Source organism: Sandaracinobacter neustonicus, assembly GCF_006385875.1.
Taxonomy (GTDB): domain Bacteria; phylum Pseudomonadota; class Alphaproteobacteria; order Sphingomonadales; family Sphingomonadaceae; genus Sandaracinobacteroides; species Sandaracinobacteroides neustonicus.
Map to the genome: position 1 here is coordinate 173,899 of NZ_VFSU01000028.1, position 20,741 is coordinate 194,639.

18 protein-coding genes and 1 tRNA gene are annotated in these 20,741 nt (G+C 66.1%); 7 read left to right on the plus strand and 12 right to left on the minus strand.

Annotation, left to right across the window (positions count from 1 at the left end; genetic code table 11):
* The first annotated feature begins 25 nt into the window (after positions 1 to 25).
* Entirely contained in the window at positions 26 to 682 is a 657-nt protein-coding gene (locus FJQ54_RS12335; RefSeq protein ID WP_140928713.1) for an MBL fold metallo-hydrolase, read from the plus strand.
* A complete protein-coding gene (locus FJQ54_RS12340; protein ID WP_140928714.1) occupies positions 679 to 1,284 on the plus strand; it encodes a DNA-3-methyladenine glycosylase I in 606 nt (201 codons plus the stop codon). The genes FJQ54_RS12335 and FJQ54_RS12340 overlap by 4 nt, the downstream gene beginning before the upstream one ends.
* Positions 1,285 to 1,904: 620 nt before the next feature.
* Here FJQ54_RS12340 and ygiD read toward each other — a convergent pair.
* The 8 genes from ygiD to FJQ54_RS12380 form a co-directional block, all read right to left on the minus strand.
* Entirely contained in the window at positions 1,905 to 2,702 is a 798-nt protein-coding gene (ygiD, locus tag FJQ54_RS12345; RefSeq protein ID WP_235890437.1) for a 4,5-DOPA-extradiol-dioxygenase, read from the minus strand.
* A gap of 123 nt (positions 2,703 to 2,825) precedes the next feature.
* On the minus strand, positions 2,826 to 4,166 hold the full coding sequence (locus FJQ54_RS12350; RefSeq protein WP_181160139.1) for an OmpA family protein: 1,341 nt from the start codon (positions 4,164 to 4,166) through the stop codon (positions 2,826 to 2,828).
* 68 nt (positions 4,167 to 4,234) lie between these two features.
* On the minus strand, positions 4,235 to 5,329 hold the full coding sequence (locus FJQ54_RS12355; protein WP_140928716.1) for a PA0069 family radical SAM protein: 1,095 nt from the start codon (positions 5,327 to 5,329) through the stop codon (positions 4,235 to 4,237).
* Between the two features lie 212 nt (positions 5,330 to 5,541).
* The gene (locus tag FJQ54_RS12360; protein ID WP_140928717.1) at positions 5,542 to 6,582 is read right to left on the minus strand and encodes a magnesium transporter CorA family protein; all 1,041 of its coding nucleotides are present in this window, start codon (positions 6,580 to 6,582) and stop codon (positions 5,542 to 5,544) included.
* 37 nt (positions 6,583 to 6,619) lie between these two features.
* Positions 6,620 to 7,012, minus strand: a complete 393-nt coding sequence (locus tag FJQ54_RS12365; protein ID WP_140928718.1) for a hypothetical protein — start codon at positions 7,010 to 7,012, stop codon at positions 6,620 to 6,622.
* A gap of 27 nt (positions 7,013 to 7,039) precedes the next feature.
* A complete protein-coding gene (moaB, locus tag FJQ54_RS12370) occupies positions 7,040 to 7,567 on the minus strand; it encodes a molybdenum cofactor biosynthesis protein B (RefSeq protein ID WP_140928719.1) in 528 nt (175 codons plus the stop codon).
* Positions 7,567 to 9,327, minus strand: coding sequence for a lytic transglycosylase domain-containing protein (locus FJQ54_RS12375; protein WP_181160140.1), 1,761 nt, complete (start codon positions 9,325 to 9,327; stop codon positions 7,567 to 7,569). The genes moaB and FJQ54_RS12375 overlap by 1 nt, the downstream gene beginning before the upstream one ends.
* On the minus strand, positions 9,324 to 10,061 hold the full coding sequence (locus tag FJQ54_RS12380) for a uracil-DNA glycosylase (protein ID WP_140928721.1): 738 nt from the start codon (positions 10,059 to 10,061) through the stop codon (positions 9,324 to 9,326). The genes FJQ54_RS12375 and FJQ54_RS12380 overlap by 4 nt, the downstream gene beginning before the upstream one ends.
* A gap of 141 nt (positions 10,062 to 10,202) precedes the next feature.
* On the opposite strand from FJQ54_RS12380, the gene FJQ54_RS12385 reads away from it, so the two are divergent.
* A complete protein-coding gene (locus tag FJQ54_RS12385; RefSeq protein WP_140928722.1) occupies positions 10,203 to 11,855 on the plus strand; it encodes an electron transfer flavoprotein-ubiquinone oxidoreductase in 1,653 nt (550 codons plus the stop codon).
* 375 nt (positions 11,856 to 12,230) lie between these two features.
* Positions 12,231 to 13,562 carry a Gfo/Idh/MocA family protein gene (locus tag FJQ54_RS12390; protein WP_140928723.1) on the plus strand — a complete coding sequence of 444 codons (1,332 nt, stop codon included), beginning with the start codon at positions 12,231 to 12,233 and terminating at the stop codon, positions 13,560 to 13,562.
* Positions 13,563 to 13,570: 8 nt separating this feature from the next.
* On the opposite strand, the gene FJQ54_RS12395 is transcribed toward FJQ54_RS12390, so the two are convergent.
* Entirely contained in the window at positions 13,571 to 13,912 is a 342-nt protein-coding gene (locus FJQ54_RS12395; protein WP_181160141.1) for a YnfA family protein, read from the minus strand.
* Positions 13,909 to 16,326: an FtsK/SpoIIIE family DNA translocase gene (locus FJQ54_RS12400; RefSeq protein ID WP_235890438.1), complete on the minus strand. Its 2,418-nt coding sequence runs from the start codon at positions 16,324 to 16,326 to the stop codon at positions 13,909 to 13,911. Before FJQ54_RS12400 ends, FJQ54_RS12395 begins: the two co-directional genes overlap by 4 nt.
* A 405-nt stretch (positions 16,327 to 16,731) precedes the next feature.
* On the opposite strand from FJQ54_RS12400, the gene FJQ54_RS12405 reads away from it, so the two are divergent.
* On the plus strand, positions 16,732 to 17,988 hold the full coding sequence (locus FJQ54_RS12405) for a UbiH/UbiF/VisC/COQ6 family ubiquinone biosynthesis hydroxylase (protein WP_181160142.1): 1,257 nt from the start codon (positions 16,732 to 16,734) through the stop codon (positions 17,986 to 17,988).
* 402 nt (positions 17,989 to 18,390) lie between these two features.
* Positions 18,391 to 18,681 (plus strand): hypothetical protein, encoded by a 291-nt coding sequence (locus FJQ54_RS12410; RefSeq protein WP_140928725.1) that lies wholly within the window; start codon positions 18,391 to 18,393, stop codon positions 18,679 to 18,681.
* 160 nt (positions 18,682 to 18,841) lie between these two features.
* On the opposite strand, the gene FJQ54_RS12415 is transcribed toward FJQ54_RS12410, so the two are convergent.
* The gene (locus tag FJQ54_RS12415) at positions 18,842 to 19,504 is read right to left on the minus strand and encodes an LON peptidase substrate-binding domain-containing protein (RefSeq protein ID WP_140928726.1); all 663 of its coding nucleotides are present in this window, start codon (positions 19,502 to 19,504) and stop codon (positions 18,842 to 18,844) included.
* Between the two features lie 13 nt (positions 19,505 to 19,517).
* A complete protein-coding gene (locus FJQ54_RS12420; RefSeq protein WP_328592182.1) occupies positions 19,518 to 20,426 on the minus strand; it encodes a tetratricopeptide repeat protein in 909 nt (302 codons plus the stop codon).
* Positions 20,427 to 20,586: 160 nt separating this feature from the next.
* Here FJQ54_RS12420 and FJQ54_RS12425 point away from each other — a divergent pair.
* Positions 20,587 to 20,661: transfer RNA gene (locus tag FJQ54_RS12425), tRNA-Gly, on the plus strand.
* The last annotated feature ends 80 nt before the right edge of the window (positions 20,662 to 20,741 follow it).

The following is a 20,741-nucleotide window of genomic DNA, read 5'->3' on the forward strand; positions in this document are numbered from 1 at the left end:
CCGCCCGCAATGCCACATGGGTGCTATGCCCAATCCTCCCATGAAGGCGGTAATCGTGCCCGTCACGCCGCTGCAGCAGAATTGCACCCTGATCTGGTGCACCCAAACGATGAAGGGCGCCTTCACCGATCCGGGTGGCGATCTGGATCATCTGCTGAAGGTCGCCGCCGAACAGGGGGTGGAGATCGAAAAGCTGCTGGTGACGCACGGCCATATCGATCATTGCGGGCTGACGGGCGTGCTGGCCGAGCGGCTGGGCGTGCCCATCGAAGGCCCCCACCCGGACGACAAATTCTGGATCGACATGAATCCGGAAACCGGCGCGAAATATGGCATCGCCGGGGCCACCGCCTTCACGCCGGACCGCTGGCTGTTCGATGGCGATCAGGTGACGGTGGGCAATCTGGTGCTGGACGTGTATCACTGCCCCGGCCACACGCCGGGCCATGTGATCTTCCACCACCCGCCCTCCAACCTCGCCATCGTGGGCGACGTGCTGTTTCAGGGCAGCGTGGGCCGCACCGATTTCCCAAAGGGCGATTTCCAGCAGCTGGTGCAATCCATCACCGGCCGCCTGTGGCCGCTGGGCAACCAGACGGCGTTCGTGCCCGGCCACGGCCCCATCAGCACCTTCGGCCGCGAACGGCAGACCAACCCGTTCGTGGGCGATTCCGTGCTATGACCATCCCCGGCCCGGACGGCCTGCCGCGCTGCAACTGGTGCGCCGTCACGCCGGACTATCTCGCCTATCACGACACGGAATGGGGCTTCCCGGTTTCGGATGACCGACGCCTGTTCGAAAAGCTGAGCCTGGAAGCCTTCCAGTCCGGCCTCAGCTGGCGCACCATCCTGATGAAGCGGGAGAATTTCCGCGCCGCCTTCCATGGCTTCGAGATCGACCGCGTCTCCGCCTTCACCGAAGCCGATGTGGAACGGCTGTTGCAAGACGCCGGCATCGTGCGCCACCGCGGCAAGATCGAGGCCGTGATCAACAATGCCCGCCAAGCGCAGGCGCTGATCGCCGAACAAGGCTCGCTCGCCAGCTATATCTGGCGGTTCGAGCCAGACCCGGCCACGCTGGCCACCCCGCAGACGGCCTCTGTTTCGGCCGCGTCCGTCGCGCTCTCCAAAGATCTGAAGAAACGCGGCTGGCGCTTCGTCGGCCCCACCACCGTGCACGCCTTTTTGCAGGCGATGGGGCTGATCAACGATCACGCCGAAGGCTGCGCGATCCGCGCCCGCGCGGCCGAGGCGCGGGCTGCGTTTTCGCCGCCTGTGGGGTGACGGTTTGAGAGGGAAGGCCAGGCTTCTGCCGTTGGAACCCGGCCCGCGTTTTTTTGCCTCCGGCGGGCAGGGAAATGATTTCCCTGCACCCTCAACATTGGCGTTGCGCCAAAATTCCAGCACAGCGTGCGAGTGATTAGATTCGATTGCCTGCGGCGCTATGAAGCCCTCTCCCCCTGCAAGGGGGAGAGTAGGAGAGGGGGTGTCACCGGTTGGCCTGATCTACCTCCATCCCCACAAACCGCTGCCACCCCAACCCGCTCCCCAACTAGCTGTCCACCCGCTCAGGCTGAGCTTGTCGAAGCCCCCGAAGCTAAGGCGCAATGGCTGAGTTCGGGGACATGCTCCGCGCGGCTTCGACAAGCTCAGCCTGAGCGGGGAGGGCAGCGTGAGCATGGGATGGATAGCGGGACACCGCCCAAAAAGCGCCGCAGGCCATAACTCCCAACCTCGCGCCCGGCGGAGGACCCCCACCCCAACCCCTCCCTAAAGGAGGAGGAGCTAAAAGTTTGGGGGTGCAGGGGCGTCACGCCCCTGCCCGGGGTCCCCATGAACTTGTTCATGGGGTGGGGACGGGGGAGTTTGAGGGAGCAGAGCTCCCTCAATTTCCACGCGCAGCGTCAGTTCCGTGCCAGCCCCACGGCATAGCTCGTCATCGACAGCGACCCCATCGTCCGGCCCACGAACATCGGCAGCACGGCTTCGCCGCTCTCCGCCGCGAGGCCTGCCGTGGTCAGCAGGGGGATGAAATGGTCCGGCGTGGGGACGGCGGCTCGGAAATCCGGGTGGCGGGTGCTGGCGAGGATGTCGCCCGGGCGGTCGCGCATCAGCTGTTCCACATGGATGTCGAAGCGGTCAGCCCAGTCCGCACCCGTATTGCCCGCATGCCAGTCGATGCGGCCGAGGTTGTGTACGACATTGCCGCTGGAGAGGATCATGATGCCCTGATCGCGCAAGGCGTTCAGGCGGCTGGCCAGCTCCAGATGATGTTCGCCGCCCTTTGTGCGATCGATGGACAGCTGCACCACGGGCACGTCGGCCTTGGGGAACAGGTGGGCGAGCACGCTCCATGTGCCATGGTCCAGCCCCCACTGGCTGTCATCCAGTGCAACGGGGGTGGGTTTGGCGATTTCGGCGACTTCGCGCGCCACGTCCGGCGCGCCGGGGGCGTTATACTGGAAGGCGAACAGCTCCGGCGGGAAGCCGTGGAAATCATGGATGGTGCGCGGGGCGGGCATCGCCGTCACGGCGGTGGCGCCGATATACCAGTGGGCAGACACCACCAGCAGCGCGCGGGGTTTCGGCAGTTCCGCGCCGAGCGCGCGCCAGCCGTCTGTCCAGATGTTGCGCTCCAGCGTGTTCATCGGGCTGCCATGGCCGATGAACAGGGCGGGCATGCGGGGCGGGGCGTTTTCCATGCCGCGTCATTTGGGCATTGCGGGGCCATGTGCAACTGCAATGATCCGAACGCATCCTTTCAAAAAAGAAAGGGCCTGCCCGGATGATCCGGGCAGGCCCCATTCGTTCAGAACTGGCAGCGGTTACTTCGCAGCCGGTTCCGCAGCGGCCGGGGCGACTTCGCCCGCGTCCTTGATCTTCACTTCCACCTTGCGCTCGTTGGCCATGCTGGCTTCGTCGGCGACGATGTCGGCAGGCTTGTCGAGGTCGATACGCTCGGCGAGGATGCCGGCGGCCACCAGCGCATCGCGCACCTTGGTGGCGCGATCCTTGGCGAGTTGAGCGTTGAACGCCGCGTCGCCGCGCGGATCGACATAGCCCGAAACCGACAGCTTGGTATCCGGGTGGCTATCCAGATACTCTTTCAGCTTGGCGGATTCCGGCGTCAGTTCGTTCGTCACGTCGCTTTTGGCCGTGTCGAAGTAGATCACCAGTTCCGGCTTGCCTTCCAGCAGGCGGCTGATCAGGCCCGAGCCGGTGGGGATCACCGGTTCCGGCGCGGGGGCGGGGGGCGTGATCACCACGCCGCGCACGTCCACATTCGTGGTGAGCGGCTTCGGGCACACGATGCCCAGCAGGCAGAGCAGCGCCAGCAAGCCCGCGGTGCCGAGGCCGATCCACACCGGCAGCATCGAAGCGCCGCCAGTGGCGGTAGCTGTCGCGGTGGGCAGGCTTGAGAGCAGCCCTTGCGCGCCCACGATCGGGCCGGTCACGTCTGCAGTCTTCTTGTAGCTCGCGGTGGCGCGGCTGCCGACAACGGCGGCGGGCAGGCCGAAGAAGCCCGCCAGCTTGGTGAAATCACCGGCGAGGATGGATTTGGCTTCGTCGATGAAGCCCGTCAGGCGCGATTCGGAGATGCTCTCGCCCGCGTCCGTCAGCTTGGTGGTGAGGGCGGCGACATCCGCGCCGGCCAGCGCCTCGACAGAGCCGACGTCCGCGGCTTGCAGGCGCGCGGCGGTCGCTTCGCCGATTCCGGCAAGGCCGGTGACGGGCAGGCGGCCCGCGATCAGCTTCTGGCCCACAGTCAGGAATTCGGCGATCCAGCCATTTTCCAGCAGCTTGGCCTGGAACGGCCATGTGGTGGGGGAGGCGATGGCGAAGGCGCTGCCGCCCGTCGCCAGAATTTTCGTAATGTCGCCGGGCGTCATCTTCGCGATCTGCGCGAAGCTGTGCACGCCATTCTTGTGGAACAGTTCGGCGATCTGCGGGCCGACGCCCTCAATGGCCTCCAGCTGATCCGCCAGATGGCTGGTTTCGGCCTTCACCGTCACCGATTTGCCCTCGAAATCGCCGAGGCCAAGTGCGGTTGCCGTGGATGTGGCCGTGCTGCCAAGCAGCCGCGCGAGCAGGCCGCCCAGCGCCACGCCGAGCGCCAGCCAGAACAAAATCGTCCACAATCCGATACCGAATGCGTTGGAAAGCATCGTCATTCCCCCAAGGTTGACCAGAATTCAGACGTTAAACCTGTCAATTCCGATGGCAAGCCTGATTTTCAACCCGTCAAAAAGAGTTCACCCTGCCGTTCATCAAGCCGGGGCGGCGTGAACAAATCTGTGCGCAATGGGGCAACGAACCGGTTGAGATCATATCGCTTTCGGGCTGTCGCAAACCGCGTGGCCATCAGCCGCCCCCATTCCCCCTGCGGCCGCATCCGCGCCCCGAATCGGTGATCGTTCAGCCGCCCGCCCCGCATGGCGCGAATGGCGTTCAGCACCCGGACCTTGCGGTCGGGCCGGTTGGCATCCAGCCATGCCTCGAACAGCGGGGCCACTTCATGCGGCAGCCGCACCGGAATGGTGATCGCATGCACCGCGCCAGCCTCTGCCGCGGCCTGCATAATCGCCTCCAGTTCATGATCGTTCAATGCCGGAATCATCGGCGAGACCGAGACGTAAACCGGCACGCCTGCGCGCGCCAGCACGGCGATGGCCTTCAGCCGCAGCCGCGGCGCGCTGGCGCGCGGCTCCATGGCGCGGGCCAGCGCCGGGTCCAGCGTGGTGACGGAGAGCATCACCGCCGCCAGCCCCAGCCGCGCGAGGTCCGCAAACAGCGGCAGATCCTCCAGCACGCGCGCGGATTTGGTGGTGACGGCCACCGGGTGGCGGGTTTCAAGGCAGAGTTCCAGCACCGCGCGGGTGATGCGGAACCGCGCCTCGATCGGCTGGTAGGGATCGGTGTTGGTGCCCATCGCCAGCACGTCGGGCCGGTATCCGCGCTTCGCGAATTCCGCGCGCAACAGGGCCGGGCCTGTGGGCTTGGCGAACAGCTTGGTTTCGAAATCCAGCCCCGGCGAGAGATCGTGATACGCGTGTGTCGGCCGGGCGAAGCAATAGATGCAGCCATGTTCGCAGCCGCGATAGGCGTTGAAGCTGCGGTCGAACGGAATATCTGGGCTGTCGTTGCGGTTGAGTGCGGTGCGCGGGCGCTCGATCTGCACGCTGGTGCGCAGTGGCGGGAGTTCGCCTTCCTCTGTGGCCCAGTCCTGCATGGCCCAGTCCAGCCAGTCGCCCTCGGCCTGCCGCGCGGGGAGGTTGAAGCGGGTGCTGAGCTGGTTTTCGGGCGCGGCGCGGCCTTTGGGGGTGGGCATAGGGTGAGTGGAACATATAGGGAACATATTTGCAAGAGCGGCCGTCGGCGAAGCCGACGAGTCCGCTTGGGGATAGAGAGAAGAAAAGGAAGAAAGAAAAAGTCCGGCAAAGCCGGATTCGTCGGACGGATATCGGCGAGTGAGATCGCCGATTCCGCCGGCCGGGCTTTCGCCGAGTCTGCGAGTTAAGGCTTCGCCTTAATCGCGGCCGGCTACAGCCACCCCTTACTCTTGAACCACAAATACGGCAGCACCGCCGACAACACCATCAACCCCAGCGCCATCGGGTAACCGCCCACCCACTCCAGTTCGGGCATATGCACGAAGTTCATGCCATACACAGAAGCGACCAGCGTCGGCGGCAGAAAGATCACCGCCGCCACCGAGAAGATTTTCACGATGGCGTTCTGTTCGATGGAAATCCGCCCCAGCGCTGCGTCCAGCAGGAAGCCCGTGTGGCTGGTGAGATAGCTGCAATTCTCCGACAGGCTCGCCACGTCTCGCGCCACCGATTTCAGCTGCTCGCGCCCCACCTTGTCGATCCGGCTCAGCTGGCTTTTGCCATTGCCGTCCGTCTCGGTGGTGCCCACCTGCAGGAAGTTCGTCGCGCGCGCCAGAGTCACCAGCGAATCATGCACCTTGTTCAGCACGAACTGGGTGGTGCCGATGCGGCGCAGGATGGTCTGCAGATCGTCGGTGGAAAGCCGCAGCGTCTTGGGCTGATCGCGCCCGAACACCTGCCCTGACAGGCTGTCGATCTCGTTGCCCATCCGCTCCAAGATGTCGGCGGTGCGGTCCACCACATTCTCGATCAGCCGATACAGCAGGGACCGGCTGTTGGCCCCCGCCGGCACCCGCGTGCAGCTCTGGTCCAGCGTGCGGAAGGCGGACGGATCCGAATAGCGCACTGTGATCAGCCGATCCGGCATCAGGATCAGGCTGACGGGCACGGCGGCGGGTTCATGGCTGTCCACGCCCACCACCATCAGCACGTTCATCACATGCGCGCCCGCTTCGCGATAGACCCGGCTGGAGGCTTCGATCTCCATCATGTCGGCCTTGTCCGGCAGGGAAATGCCCAGCGCATCCTCCACCGCCTGCCGTTCATGCGGCAGCGGGAAGGCCAGATCGATCCACACGGCGGCACGGATTTCGTCCGCGCCGGGCGCGGGTTGCAGGGGCAGGCCGCCGCCGGCCGCTACTTCGGCAGACAGGGGGGCAGTGCGCACATCAGGCAGGTGCAGACGCAGCATGGTCGGGGTTCCATGGGTTGGAGTCCGGCGCCGGGCGTTAAAGGCCGGGCGGGCGGGTCAGCCCGATCGCGCTCATCACCAGCGCCTGAGACAGCAGCACAAACAGCCAGTGCAAACTGTCTGCCGCGGCCATGTGGCCGGGCATGCCGCGGAAGCGCAGGTTCACCATCAGCGCGGGCACCAGCAGGCCGATCCACAGCAGAACCGGGGTCGCCACCGCCATCACCCATGGCTGATCCAGCGGCGGCGCGATGATCAGCGCCCCGGCCAAAATGCAGGCGATCCAGAATTCGGCAATCGCGGAGAGCAACAGGAAGTCCACGCCGGGGCGATCACCGGGGCGCGAGATCAGGAAATGAAGAAGTCCGATCAAAAGTCCCACGGCCGCCGCAAGGGTAATCGGCACAAGGTTGAGGTTGATATATTCCACGACCCTGCTCCTCTTGCCGGGGCTTCGTCAAACCTCGCGCAGCCGTGGCATGAGTTCAACGAAATTACAAGGCATGTGTCGGTTATCCAGTTGGTGGGACAGGATTTCGTCCCAACCGTCCTTCACCGCGCCGGTGCTGCCGGGCAGCGCGAACACATAGGTTCCGCGCGCAACCCCCGCCACCGCGCGGGACTGGATGGTGGAGGTGCCGATCTTCGCGAAGCTGAGCCAGCGGAACAGCTCGCCGAAACCGGGGATCAGCTTGTCGCACAGGGCTTCCACGGCTTCCGGTGTGACATCCCGCCCGGTCACGCCGGTGCCGCCGGTGGAGATGATGACGTCGATGCCCGCATCCTCCACCCAGCCAGCCATGCGTTCAAGGATCAGGTCGGTGTCGTCCGCGACGATGGCGCGATCCGCTAGTACATGCCCCGCCGTTTCGATGCGGGCGGCCAGCGTGTCGCCGCTGCGATCATCTGCGGCGGTCCGCGTGTCTGACACGGTGAGGATGGCGATGCGGACGGGGATGAACGGCCGCGCGGGATCGATGGGCATCAGCGCCCGGCTGGCTGGGTGACGGGGAACAGCGGCCATTTGTTGGCCGCGACGGAGGCGATGCTGGGGGCGGCCGCTGCGCGCTTCGGCTCCTGCACGGCCTCCTTCGCCTGATACAGCCAGTAGTTGCGCATCACCACTTCCACATAGTGGCGGGTTTCCCGGAAGGGGATGCTTTCGATGAACAGCAGCACGTCGCCATTGTCGCGCACGCCGCCATTGTTCCACTTCTGCACCGAACCCGGCCCGGCGTTGTAGGCGGCGATCACCTTGGGCAAAAACCCTCCGGTGTGCGGGCTGTCGCGCAGCATTTCGAGGTAGGACTGCCCGAATTCCACGTTGAAGGACGGGTCCGCCAATTGCTCCGGCGTCGGGTCCAGCTCGAGCGCCTTGGCGAGATCGCGCGCGGTGCCGGGCATGATCTGCATCAGCCCCTTCGCCCCCACGCCGGACCGCGCGGAGGTGATGAACTTCGATTCCTGCAAGGCATGGGCGAACACCAGGCTGCGATCCACCCGCCAGCCGCGCACCGGTCGCCAGTCCGGCGTGGGGAAGCGGGCGGACATCGGCGGCATCATGCCGGGCGGCGGGTTCTGGGCCAGCCAATATTGCGTGGCGGGCAGGTTCAGCCGCGCGGCGAGCCGCAGCACCGGTTCATAGGTGTCGTTCGCGGTGGCGGCGGCCAGATGCCGAAGCTCCCGGTCGGCAAGGCCCAGCTGACCGATTTCCACCAGCGCCACGGCGCGCGCCGCGCCCGGATGGCCCTTCAGCGTCGTCCAGTCGGCCTGAATGAAATCGGGTTCCCGCCAGTCGATATTGGGTTCAAGACCAAGGGCATAGCTGGCGAGAAGGCCATAGAAGCCATCACGATCGCGCGCGATGGCGGATTTCAGCCGCTCCGTCTGCAGCCATGGCTTGCCCGCCCGCACATAGGATCGCGCCGCCCAATAGGCCCCCGCCGAGCGCAGGTCGTTGGAGGCGGAATAGACTTGCGAGATGGCGTCGAAATGCTTCGCGGCGGTGTCCCAGTCCACCAGCCGGAAGGCGGCGAGACCCGCCACCCAATGCCCCATGGCGGCCCATTCGCTCTGCCCGTCCGCCGCGCGCGCGCCCAGCTTCAGGGCAAGGCTGTCGTTCAGTTCCAGATAGGCGTCCCATGCGGCGCGCTGCGCCCATTCGCTGCGCACTTCGGCGGATAGCTGCGGGCCATAGCGATCCAGCAGCACCTCGACTTCGCCCGGATTGCTGGCGGTGATCGCCGCCTTGGCGGCTGCCGCGAAGCTCTGGTCGGCAGAGGTCTCCAGCCGGGCTCCACGCGGACCCATCGGCGGCGTCAGCCGCACCGGGATCAGCTGCTTGGTGCGCGCCAGCGGCGGCAGGTTGGTCGCCCCGGCCTTGCGCGCCAGCCCGGCGATGGTGCCCGCCTGCGGCGCGTCCGGATTCTGTTCAAGGAAAGCAACCAGCCGCATCAGCCCCGCGCCGGAGCCTTGCGCCACCAGAATCTGCGCTTCGGCGGTGGGGTGCAGCAGCCCGCGCGGCATGGAGGCCAGTTCGGCGGAGGCGGCGCTGATCTGCCCCCTGTCGATCGCGCGGAACACGCGGCCATAGGCTTCGCGCTGCGCGGGCGACAGTTGCGCGGGCACCGAACGCTCGGCTGCGGTGAAAGGCGAGCGCAGCGGGGTTGCGGTGACTTCGATGGTTTCCTGCGCGGCCACAGGGGCAGCCAGCAGGAGCGCGGAGGCGAAAAGCAGAAATTTCACTGGTTGATCCTGTGCTTCAGCGCCAGCAGGTCGGCCCATGCAAGGGCCTTTTCCTCTGGCCGGCGAAGCAGATAGGCCGGGTTAAAGCTGGCGAGCGCGGGAATTCCCCCCACAGACAGCCAGTTTCCCCGAAGCCGGGTGATGGGGGCGGTTTCGCCCGTTAAAGCCTGCGCCGGGTTCGCGCCCAGCAGCAGCAGGTGGCGGGGCGCGGCCAGCCGGATATGCGCCATCGTCAGGGCGATATCCTGTTCGATATCCTCCGGCGCGGCCGGGCCGGGGGTGGCGCGGCGTGGGCAGAGCAGGGCGATGTAGCAGCTGCTTCGATCCCGGCCGATGGCGGCGAGCATGCGATCGAGGAAAATCCCGGCCGGGCCGGAAAAGGGGCGTCCGCTGCGCAAATCCTCGGCAGAGGGCGCTTCGCCCATGATCATCAGGCCGGATGCGGCGTTCCCATCGGCGAAGGGCGCGCGTGGGTGGCGGGCGGCGACTTCGGCGGTGAGGGCGGCGAGGGACTCCGCGCTGGTCCACCAGCCCTCGGCAGCCGTGCGTGGCGGCGGGGCAGGGGCACGAGGGGCGGGTGCGGTGAGTTGGTCCGGCTCGGCGGCGCGCAGCCACGGCACAGGGTTCTCCCCCACCAGCGACTCCACGCCGGCCAGTTTCCACCAATTCAGAAGCGCGGCGAGCGCCGCCGGATCCATTCCGGCCGCGCGGGCCGCATCCGCACCCGGTCCCATGGGGGGCGACAAATGACAGTTCAGCGGCAACGGTCAAGCATCCATCGGCCAACCTGTCTGGATTTCGGGTTGAAAACCCATGACAGCGCGATGAATAGAGGCCAACAATCGCCATCAGCAGATGCAAGCGGAAGAGAGTGAATGAGCAATCGTGAAGCAATGCCCTATGATCTGGTGATCGTGGGCGCCGGCCCGGCAGGGCTTTCGGCCGCGATCCGGGCCAAGCAGGTTGCGGCCGAAAAGGGCCTCGATCTGTCCGTCTGCGTGCTGGAGAAGGGCTCTGAAGTGGGGGCCCATATCCTCTCCGGCGCGGTGGTGGACCCAAAGGGGCTGGACGAGCTGATCCCCGACTGGCGCGATCAGGGCTGCCCGATGGCGGAAACCCCGGTGACGGAGAATCATCACTGGGTGCTGACCAAGGGTAAGAAATACGACTTCCCGCACATCATCACGCCCAGCTTCATGCACAACAAGGGCACCTACACCGGCAGCCTTGGCAATCTGTGCCGCTGGCTGGCGCAACAGGCCGAAGCGCTGGGGGTGGAAATCTTCCCCGGCTTCCCGGCCGCTGAAGTGCTGTTCAACGAAGATGGTTCGGTGAAGGGCGTCGCCACCGGCGACATGGGTGTGGAGCGCGACGGCACGCACGGCCCGAACTATCAGCCGGGGCTGGAGCTGCACGCGAAATACACCTTCTTCGCCGAAGGGGTGCGCGGGCATCTGTCCAAGCAGCTGATCAAGCATTTCGATCTGGCGAAAGACAGCCAGCCGCAGGTTTATGGCATTGGTATCAAGGAATTGTGGGATATCGATCCGGCCAAGCATGTGCCGGGGCGGGTGATCCACACGCAGGGCTGGCCGCTTTCCGATGCGTGGGGCGGTGGCTTCCTCTATCATCAGGCCAATAATCAGGTGGCCTTGGGTTTCGTGGTGGCGCTGTCGTACCGCAACCCGCATCTCTCTCCGTTCGACGAGATGCAGCGTTGGAAGACCCACCCGGAAATCAAGGCGATTCTGGAGGGCGGCCGCCGGGTTTCCTATGGCGCGCGCGCCATCAACGAGGGCGGCTGGCAGGCGGTGCCGAAGCTGACGATGCCCGGCGCGACGCTGATCGGCTGTTCCGCCGGGTTCGTGAACGTGCCCCGGATCAAGGGCACCCACACCGCGATGAAGACGGGGATGATGGCGGCGGAAGCCGCCGTGGATGCCATCGCCAGCCAGCGGCAGGGCGACGAGCTGACAGCCTACAGCGCCGCCTATGAATCGAGCTGGGTGTATGAGGAGCTGCGGCTGGTGCGCAACACCGAGCCTCTGGTGAGCAAGTTCGGCGGCACGGTGGGCACGCTGCTGGCGGGCGCGACGATGTGGGCGGAATGGCTGGGGCTGCGCATGCCCTTCACGCTGAAGCATGAGCCGGACAACACCAAAATCTGGCGCAAGGAAGCCTGCTTCCCGATCGACTATCCCAAGCCGGACGGGAAGATCAGCTTCGACAAGCTGAGCAGCGTGTTCCTTTCCAACACCAATCACGAGGAAAACCAGCCGGTCCACCTGAAGCTGACGGACCCGACGGTGCCGATCCGCATCAACCTGCCTTTGTATGACGAACCGGCGCAGCGTTACTGCCCGGCCGGGGTGTATGAAGTGGTGGGGCAGGACACAGGCGAGCCGAGGTTCCAGATCAACGCGCAGAATTGCGTGCATTGCAAGACGTGCGACATCAAGGATCCGACGCAGAATATTACGTGGGTTGCGCCGGAGGGGGGCGGGGGGCCGAATTATCCGAACATGTGAGTGAAGGCGGCTGCGATTATGGCGAAGCCATAACTCGCAGACTCGCCGAAATGTCGGCCGGCTGAGTCGGCGATCTCTATCGCCGGCCAGCCCCACGCGGCGCGCTGTACTGCCGCTCCTATCTCCCCCACTCAGACCGATTTTCCCGCTCGGGCTGAGCTTGTCGAAGCCCATGGAGTATGCCCCCTACGGCTTGAGCCGTTGTGCTTCCACGTCTGGGGCTTCGACAAGCTCAGCCTGAGCGGGGACTGAGGAAGCGGGACAGAGGACAGGTGAGCGATGCCTGTTGGAAAAGGATGGAATCACCCTTCTTTCCGTCACCGCAGCGGACTCGCAGGCTTTGCCTGCGGCCGCGACCCGTGCAAACTGGCCCGCATGACAGACCTGACCAGACGCACCCTGATAGCAGGCACCGCCCTCGCCACCGCCGCCACCGCAAAAGCACCCCCGCCCACCGCCGGTTCCATGATGGCCTTCGCCGCGCCCAAGCTGAGCACAGTGCGCATCGGCATCATCGGCGTCGGCGAACGCGGCACGCCGATGACGGACCTGCTGCTGACGCTGGACGGGGTGGACATCCGCGCCATCGCCGACACCGACGCCTTTGTGCTGGACCGCGCCGTGGCAAAAGTGACGGCGAAGCAGGGCCGCGCGCCTGCGCGCATCAGCGGCGGGGCTGAGGCGTGGCGGCAGTTGACCGGGCGCGACGATCTGGACGCCGTGTTCATTTTCACCCCATGGGATCTGCACGCGCCGATGGCGCTGGCGGCGATGAAGGCAGGCAAGCACGCGTTCGTGGAAGTGCCGATGGGCGTGACCATCGACCAGCTGTGGGAACTGGTGGAAACCAGCGAGGCGACCCGCAAGCACTGCATGATGCTGGAGAATTGCTGCTACGGCCGCGAGGAACTGATGCTGCTGAACATGGTGCGGCAGGGCCTGTTCGGCGAACTGACGCATGGCGCGGGGGCCTATATCCACGAACTGCGCGGGCAGATGCTCCGCACGGAGCGGGGCGAGGGCGTGTGGCGGCCGGGCTGGCAGACGCGGCAGCGGGGCAATCTCTATCCCACGCACGGGCTGGGGCCGGTGGCGCAATATATGAACATCAACCGGGGCGACCGCTTCGATTATCTGGTGGCGATGGATTCGCCTGCGCTGGGGATGGCGGCCTTCGCGCAGGAGCGGCTGCCCGCGGGCGACCCGCAGCGGAACTGGCGCTTCATCGCCGGTGACATGAGCAGCGCGCTGGTGAAAACGGTGCGCGGGCGGACGATATTGGTGCAGCACGATATCAACACGCCGCGTCCTTATGATCGGCTGAATTACATCCAAGGCACCAAGGGCGCGTTCGGCGGCTATCCGGCGCGGATCGCCATCGATGACGGCGGCAATGCGCACCACAAGTGGGATACGGACATGGCCCCGTGGCAGGCAAAATATGACCATCCCTTATGGTCGAAACTGTCGGCACTGGCGCTGGAGCGCGGCGGCCATGGCGGAATGGATTTCGTGATGCTGTGGCGGGCGATTTCCTGTCTGCGCGAAGGCTGGCCGGTGGATCAGCCGGTGTATGACGGGGCCAGCTGGTCCAGCCTGTTCGATCTGACGCAGCGATCGGTGAAAAACCGCAGCGCCGCGCAGGACATCCCCGATTTCACGCGCGGCGGCTGGCAGACGGCGGCGAGCTTCGACATCAAGGTCTGATCATAGGCTCAGGCCGGGCGTGGCCCTGCGAGGATCAGTGCCGCGCCGATCAGGCAGATCAGGCCGCCGGTGAGATCCCAGCGATCCGGCCGGGTGCCTTCGGCGAGCCAGCCCCAGAGGATGGAGGCGCTGATATAGACGCCGCCATAGGCCGCGAAGGCGCGGCCCGCATGATCGGCGGGCACAAGCGCCAGCAGGACGGCGAAGGCGGCAAGGCTGGCCATGCCGGGGATCAGCCATAGCGGGCTTGCGCCCATGCGCCACCACGCCCAGACGGTGAAGCAGCCCGCGATTTCCGCCAGCGCTGCCGCCGGATAGAGCAGCGCCGGATGCGCGGTGACGCCAGTCACGGCAGCCGGTTGCCCGCTTCGTCCATCAACACTTCGCGGCGGCCGACATGGTCCGGCGAGGAGACGAGGCCCATTTCCTCCATCTGGTCGATCAGCCGCGCGGCCGAGTTGTAGCCGATGCGCAGTTGCCGCTGCAGGTAGGAGATCGTCGCCTTGCGGCTGGTGGCGACCACTTGAATCGCCTGTTGCAGCGGATCGTCCGCAGCGGCCCCGCCAGCGCCGCCGCGCGGCGAGCCGGGCGTTGCCCCCATGCCTTCAAAGCCATCCGGCCCGTCCGGCTCTTCCGTCACGCTGGAGACATAATCCGGCGTGCCTTGCGCCTTCCAGTGCTTCGCGACTTCCTCCACCTCCTCATCGGACACGAAGGGGCCATGCACGCGCACGCATTGCTTGCCGCCGGGCATGTAGAGCATGTCGCCTTTGCCCAGCAGCTGCTCCGCGCCCATTTCGCCGAGGATGGTGCGGCTGTCGATCTTGCTCGTCACCTGGAAGCTGATGCGGGTGGGCAAATTGGCCTTGATAACGCCGGTGATGACATCGACCGATGGGCGCTGTGTCGCCATGATCAGGTGGATGCCAGCCGCGCGCGCCTTCTGGGCGAGGCGCTGGATGAGGAATTCCACCTCTTTCCCGGCCGTCATCATCAGGTCGGCGAGTTCGTCCACCACCACCACGATCAGCGGCAGCGGCTCCAGCGGCAGGGAGACATCCTCGAAGACGGGTTTGCCTTCTTCGTCCCACCCGGTCTGCACGCGCTTCACGAAGGGCTTGCCGGCCTTCTGCGCCTCGCGCACCTTTTCATTGTAGCCGCTCAAGGAGCGCACATTGATGTGCGCCATGTTGCGATACCGCTCCTCCATCTGCTCCACCGCCCATTTCAGCGCGCGGATGGCCTTCTGCGGCTCCGTCACCACCGGGGCCAGCAGATGGGGGATATCGTCATAGACGCTGAGTTCCAGCATCTTCGGATCGATCATGATCATCCGGCACTGATCCGGGCGCAGCCGGTAGAGCAAGGACAGGATCATGGCGTTCAGGCCCACCGATTTGCCCGAGCCGGTGGTCCCGGCGATCAGCAGGTGCGGCATGGGCGCGAGATCGGCGACCACGGGGTTACCGGAGATATCCTTGCCCAGCACCATCGGCAGCGTGCCGCCCGAGGCATGGAAGGCGTCCGCCGCGATCAGTTCCGACAGCGAGACCATTTCCCGTTTCAGATTGGGCAGTTCGATGCCGATCACGTTGCGGCCCGGAATCACGGCGACGCGGGCGGACACCGCGCTCATCGAGCGGGCGATATCGTCTGCAAGGCCGATCACGCGGCTGGCCTTGATGCCGGGCGCGGGTTCCAGTTCATACAGGGTGACGACGGGGCCTTGCGCCAGCCCGACGATCCGGCCCTTCACGCCATAATCGTCCAGCACTGCTTCCAGCAGCCGGGCGTTCTGCTCCAGCGCGGCTTCGTCGATCTGCGCCTTGCCGCCCTTGGGCGGGGGCTTCAGCAGCGACAGCGGCGGCAGGTCCGCACGGTCCCCCAGATCGAGGCTGCGCTGCGCGTCATGCGCCTTTTTCGGCGGTTGCGGGCGCGGCGCGGGGCCTTCGATGCGGCGCTGCGTCGCCTCCGGCTCTGCGTCGGCGGGCGGAAGCGGGTTGGGCCGGGCCTGACGCGGGGCGGGGCGGGGGGCTGGTTCATCCTCGTCCGCCTCATCCTCTTCCCAATAATCCTCCCGGGGGGGGCGGCGGAAGCTGAGCGCGCCGAACAGCCCACCCAGTTCGCTGCGGCGTGGCTCCAGCGCGAGAATGAACAGCGCCAGCGCGGCAAGGCCGAAGATCAGCGCGCCTGCCAGCGCGGCGAGCGCCGGATCGAAGCCCGACGGCAGCGGGATCAGCGACACCAGATGTGCCGCGGCAAAGCCGGTGACCCCGCCTGCGCCTGCGTTCAGGCTGCCGATGGGCGCGGGCCATGCCAGCCCCAATGCGGCCGCGCCCAACAGGGTGGCAAGCCCGGTGAAGATGGCGGCGCGGCGCAGGCGGCCGGGATGGCTGCCGGTGATGATGCGCACCCCGGCGACGAGGAACAGCGGCACCAGCAGCGCCGAGGCGAAGCCGAAGCCTTGCAGCAGCAGGTCTGACAGCCATGCGCCCGGCGCGCCGACGATGTTGGTGGCGCTGCGGCCGGTGACGCTGTTCAGCGACGGGTCCGCCGGGTTGTGGCTGATCAGCGCGGCGGCCAGCGCAAGGCCCGCGATGACGATCAGAAGCCCGGCCAGAACGCGCAACGTGCCCCGCCCGAAATCGCGTGCGCGGTCGCCAAGGCTGGGGCCGCCGTCGCGCCCAGTTCGGCGCCCGTCCTTTTGGGCGCCGGCCCGTCGCCACGGGGCTGCATCCATCAGCGATTGGGGGGTGCTGGCCACTGGTGAAAAAACTCCCGCGCGCCGGGGCGGCGCTTGCTGCACGGAGTTTGCCCGCAGCGGACTCCGTCGGTCAAGAGTCTGTTCCCCTTTTGTGCGGGCTTGTGGCGGGGGAGTCACTGCTGGCCGACATAAAAGCGGCCCGGAACCATGGGGAGTTCCGGGCCGGGGAAGGGGAGGACTTTGGAAAGTCCCGAAGCGAGCACAGGAGCCCGAAGGCACCCAAAATTGTAACATTCAAAAGCCGTGCCAACTGCGGACAAGCGGATGATGCGGCCGTCATGCGATGGAATTGCCTAAAAATTCGGCATGGCGGGCTGCGTTGTTGGGCAATGCCTGAATAACGGGCACATCGGGTGCGACACTACGGGGGTTGGGGCGCGCCCGGCGCTGCGCTATCACATGGCCATGGCAAAGGCTTCCCCCCCGGCTGCGGTCCTCCAGCCCTTCGATTGCATTCTTGTCGGCGGCGGCCTTGTGGGCCTCACGCTGGCCATCGCGCTGGCTGCGCATGACTTGTCCGTCGCGGTGGTGGAGCGCGCCGATCCAGACGCGCACATGGCCCCGGAATTCGACGGCCGCGCCTCTGCCATCGCGTCGTCCACGGCGCGGATGCTGCGGGCACTGGGGCTGGGCGACCTGCTGGACACGCAAGGCTGCGCCATCCGCGCCATCCGCGTGACCGACGGGCTGGACCCGCGCTTCCTGCACTTCGATTCAGCCGAAGCCGATCCGGCCGAGCCGCTGGGCACCATGCTGGAAAATCGCGCCCTGCGCGGCGCGCTGCTGGCGAAGCTGCGGCAGATGCCGGGGATCAGCCTGTTCGCCCCCACCGCCATCGCCCGAACGGAGCGCGGGCCGAACATGGCCAGTGTGGCCCTTGCAGACGGCCGCCTGCTCACCGCGCCGCTGATCATCGCCTGCGACGGGCGCGGCTCCCAGTTGCGGCAGCAGGCCGGAATTCGGCTGGCCAGCTGGCAATATGACGCCACCGCCATCGTGACGATGCTGGCGCATGAAAAGCCGCACAACCATGTCGCTTCTGAGCTGTTCTACGCCGACGGCCCCTTCGCGCAGCTGCCGATGATAGACTTGCCGGATGGCCGACACCGCTCCGCGCTGGTGTGGACGGTGCGGCGCAAGGATGCGGACGGGCTGAAGGCGCTCTCCCCCCGCGCCATCGCACACGAGGCCGAGAAGAAGATGGGCAGCTTCCTCGGCAAGCTGGAGCTGATCGCGCCGGTGCAATCCTATCCGCTGAACCTGCAGCACGCCGAACGCTATTGGGCGGAGCGGCTGATTCTGGTGGGCGACGCCGCCCACGGCATCCACCCCATCGCCGGACAAGGCCTGAACATGGGCCTGCGCGACGTCGCCGCACTGGCCGAAGTGTTATCCGACAGCGCCCGCCTCGGGCTGGACCTCGGCCACCCCGACGTCGCCCGCCGCTACGAACGCTGGCGGCGCAGCGACAACAGCGCCACCGCCGCCGCCACCGACATCCTCACCCGCCTGTTCGGCGTGCCGGGCCGCACCGCCACCAGCATCCGCGCGACGGGGCTGGCCGCTGTGAACCGAATCCCGCCGCTCCGCCGCGCCTTCATGAAAATCGCCCGCGGCGAAGCAGGGGATTTGCCGCCGCTGCTGCGGGGGGAGTTGGGGTAGGCGCGACGGCGGGGGTTTTTGCGCGCCGCGCGGCCAAGGGCTTTGCCCTTGGAACCCAGCAGGGAAATGATTTCCCTGCACCCTCTAAATTTGGCGATTGTTTCTTTGCGAACACGCATCGCCCGCCTGCTCTCTGTTCCGCTCAGGCTGAGCTTGTCGAAGCCCCGCGCGTGAAAGCTCAATGGTGAGCGCGGCGAGAATGCTCCTTGGGCTTCGACAAGCTCAGCCTGAGCGGGGGGAGAGGAGCGGCGGTTAGGGCTGAAAAGCCGAAGGGATTGCAAAGCACATGATCCCAAAAATTGGCATTGTGTCGAATCTTCGGCGCTGTGCGTTTGAGAATGTTTTTGGCCTGCGGCGTTGGGCTTGCTTGCCCCACAGGCATTTCATCCGCATATTTCTGGCGTGCCGTTCGCCCGTAAAATCATCCTTCATGTCCCGCTATCAGACGAAGCCTTACTGGATGCTTTTGTTGAGCAATGTCTGAATGATGGCGTTTCGCTGCTGGCCGTGTTTGGGCCGGATTGTGCGAGGATCGAGGATATGATCGACGCCATCGTGGTGGGTGATGGAAACGACGAAACGCGCTTTCTCTGCACCACATCTCATCCGGAAGGGGCGTTCGAGGACGTGTTGAACATGGCGAGGTTGTGGGAGTTCGAGCGCGGCGAGTTCGTCGAAGAGGTGAGGCTGTAAATAGTGGCTACCTGCCGCCGGATGATCCAGTTGCGTCATTCGGACGAACGAAACTATACGCCGACTCTGAAGCCAAAAATTCAAATGTGGGTGCAGGGAGCACGGCTCCCTGCCGGGTGGCGGGCAGCGCCCGCCCCGCCGGAGGCCTCTCGCGTTGGCGCTATTGCAGCGTCGCTTCCCCGGCTTCGCCGCTGGCGAATTGCATCAGGGTAGAGAGGGTGGAGGCGCGTGCGGGCAGGGTGGCTGCTTCCAGCAGGGCTTGCCGTTCGGCGTTGCTGAAGGGGCAGACTGTGGCCAGCGTGTTGATCAGGCTTTCGTCGTCGGCGGATTTCACCGCGTCCCAGTCGGCGGAAAGACCCTGGGTTTCGAGGTAGGATTTCAGCATGGTTTCGAGGTGGGCGCGGGTGGCGGCGGCCAGCGGCTCCGCCGGGGACCAGTCGCGTTCGTGGGCGCTGTAATCCACTGCTGCCTGCCGATAGGGGGTGGTGGCGGCCAGTTCGCTTGTCAGGCGGAAGCGGGCGAGGCCGGTGAGGGAGATCAGGAAGCGGCCGTCGCCGGTTTCGCTATACTGGGTGATCCGGCCGGTGGTGCCGATATCATAGAGGTCCGGCTTTGCGACCTCGTCGCGTGGGTGCGATTCCCGGGGCTGGATCATGGCGATCATCTGGTCTGTCGCCATGGCGTCGCGCACCATGGCGAGATAGCGCGGCTCGAAGATGTTGAGCGGCAGCACCGCGCGCGGCAGCAGGATCACGCCGCCCAGCGGGAACAGCCGCACGGTGGCGGGCAGGTCGGCGGGGCTTGCGGGCGGCTCCAGTGTCATGCGGCCCGCCCCCTCAGGCGAACAGGATCTGGCTGAGCTTGCGGCGGATGCCGACGGACCATGCGTCACCGAAGCCGACCGCTTCGATCAGCTTCAGCAACTGGGCGCGGGCGGCCCCCTCATTCCATTCCCGGTCTGCCGCGATGGCCGCCAGCAGCTGATCTGCGGCGGCATCACGCTGCCCGGCGGCGAACAGGGCGTTGGCGAGATCGATTCGCGCCTGATGATCGGCCGGATCGGCGGCGATTCGCGCTTCCAGTGCGGCGAGTTCGCCGCTGGGGGCGGCGGTGCGGGCAAGGTCCAGCGCCGCGCGGGCCTGCACCACGGCCTGATCCTTGCTGTCTGCCGCGATGCCCGAAAGTGTCGATTCGGCGGCGTCCAGTTCGCCCAGCGCGATCAGGGCACGGGCGAATCCGGCGAGCACGTCGGCGCGATCCGGGGCTTCCTGCGCCAGCGCGGCGAAGGCCTGCGCGGCCTGTTCCGCTTCTCCGGCGGCCAGCAGTTCGTTGGCGGCTTCGATGAGGGCGTCCAGCGAGACTTCTTCTTCGGTGGGAGGCAAAGCGGTGAGCAGCTTTTCGATCCACGCCTTGATTTCGCGTTCGGATTTCGCGCCGACGAAACCGTCCACCGGCTGGCCACCGACGAAGGCGTAGACGGTGGGGACGGACTGGATGCGGAATTGTTCGGCGATCAGGCGCTGGCGGTCGATATCGATCACCACCTGCGAAACCCGGCCATGGCCCACTTCGGCGACGGCCTTGTCGATCAGCGGGGCGAGCTGTTTGCAGGGGCCGCACCAGTCCGCAGTGAAGCGGACGAGCACCACCGAGGTGAGCGAAGCCTCCAGCACGTCACGGCGGAAAGCCTCGATGGCGGCGCGGTCTTCGGCGGACGGTCCGCCCATGGAGGAAAGGCTGGCCAAGGTACTGCTCCCGGTATTTAGTGCGCTGGTTCGCTGTTGCTGGTGCATATGGGTGCGAAAATTGCGTTATGGAAGGGCTTGCGCTGTGTGCAATGCTTGGCTAAAGCGCGCCCCTCACCCCGGCAGGGCGGCACTGACAGCCCTGCCAGATGATCAGGACGCGGGCGTAGCTCAGGGGTAGAGCGCAACCTTGCCAAGGTTGAAGTCGAGGGTTCGAATCCCTTCGCCCGCTCCACTTTCTCTTGAAAATCAGGAAATTGGAGCCTTTGCTCCATTGCGCGGCGGTGTTTGTCGGGCGCGAATCCGCTGCCGGGC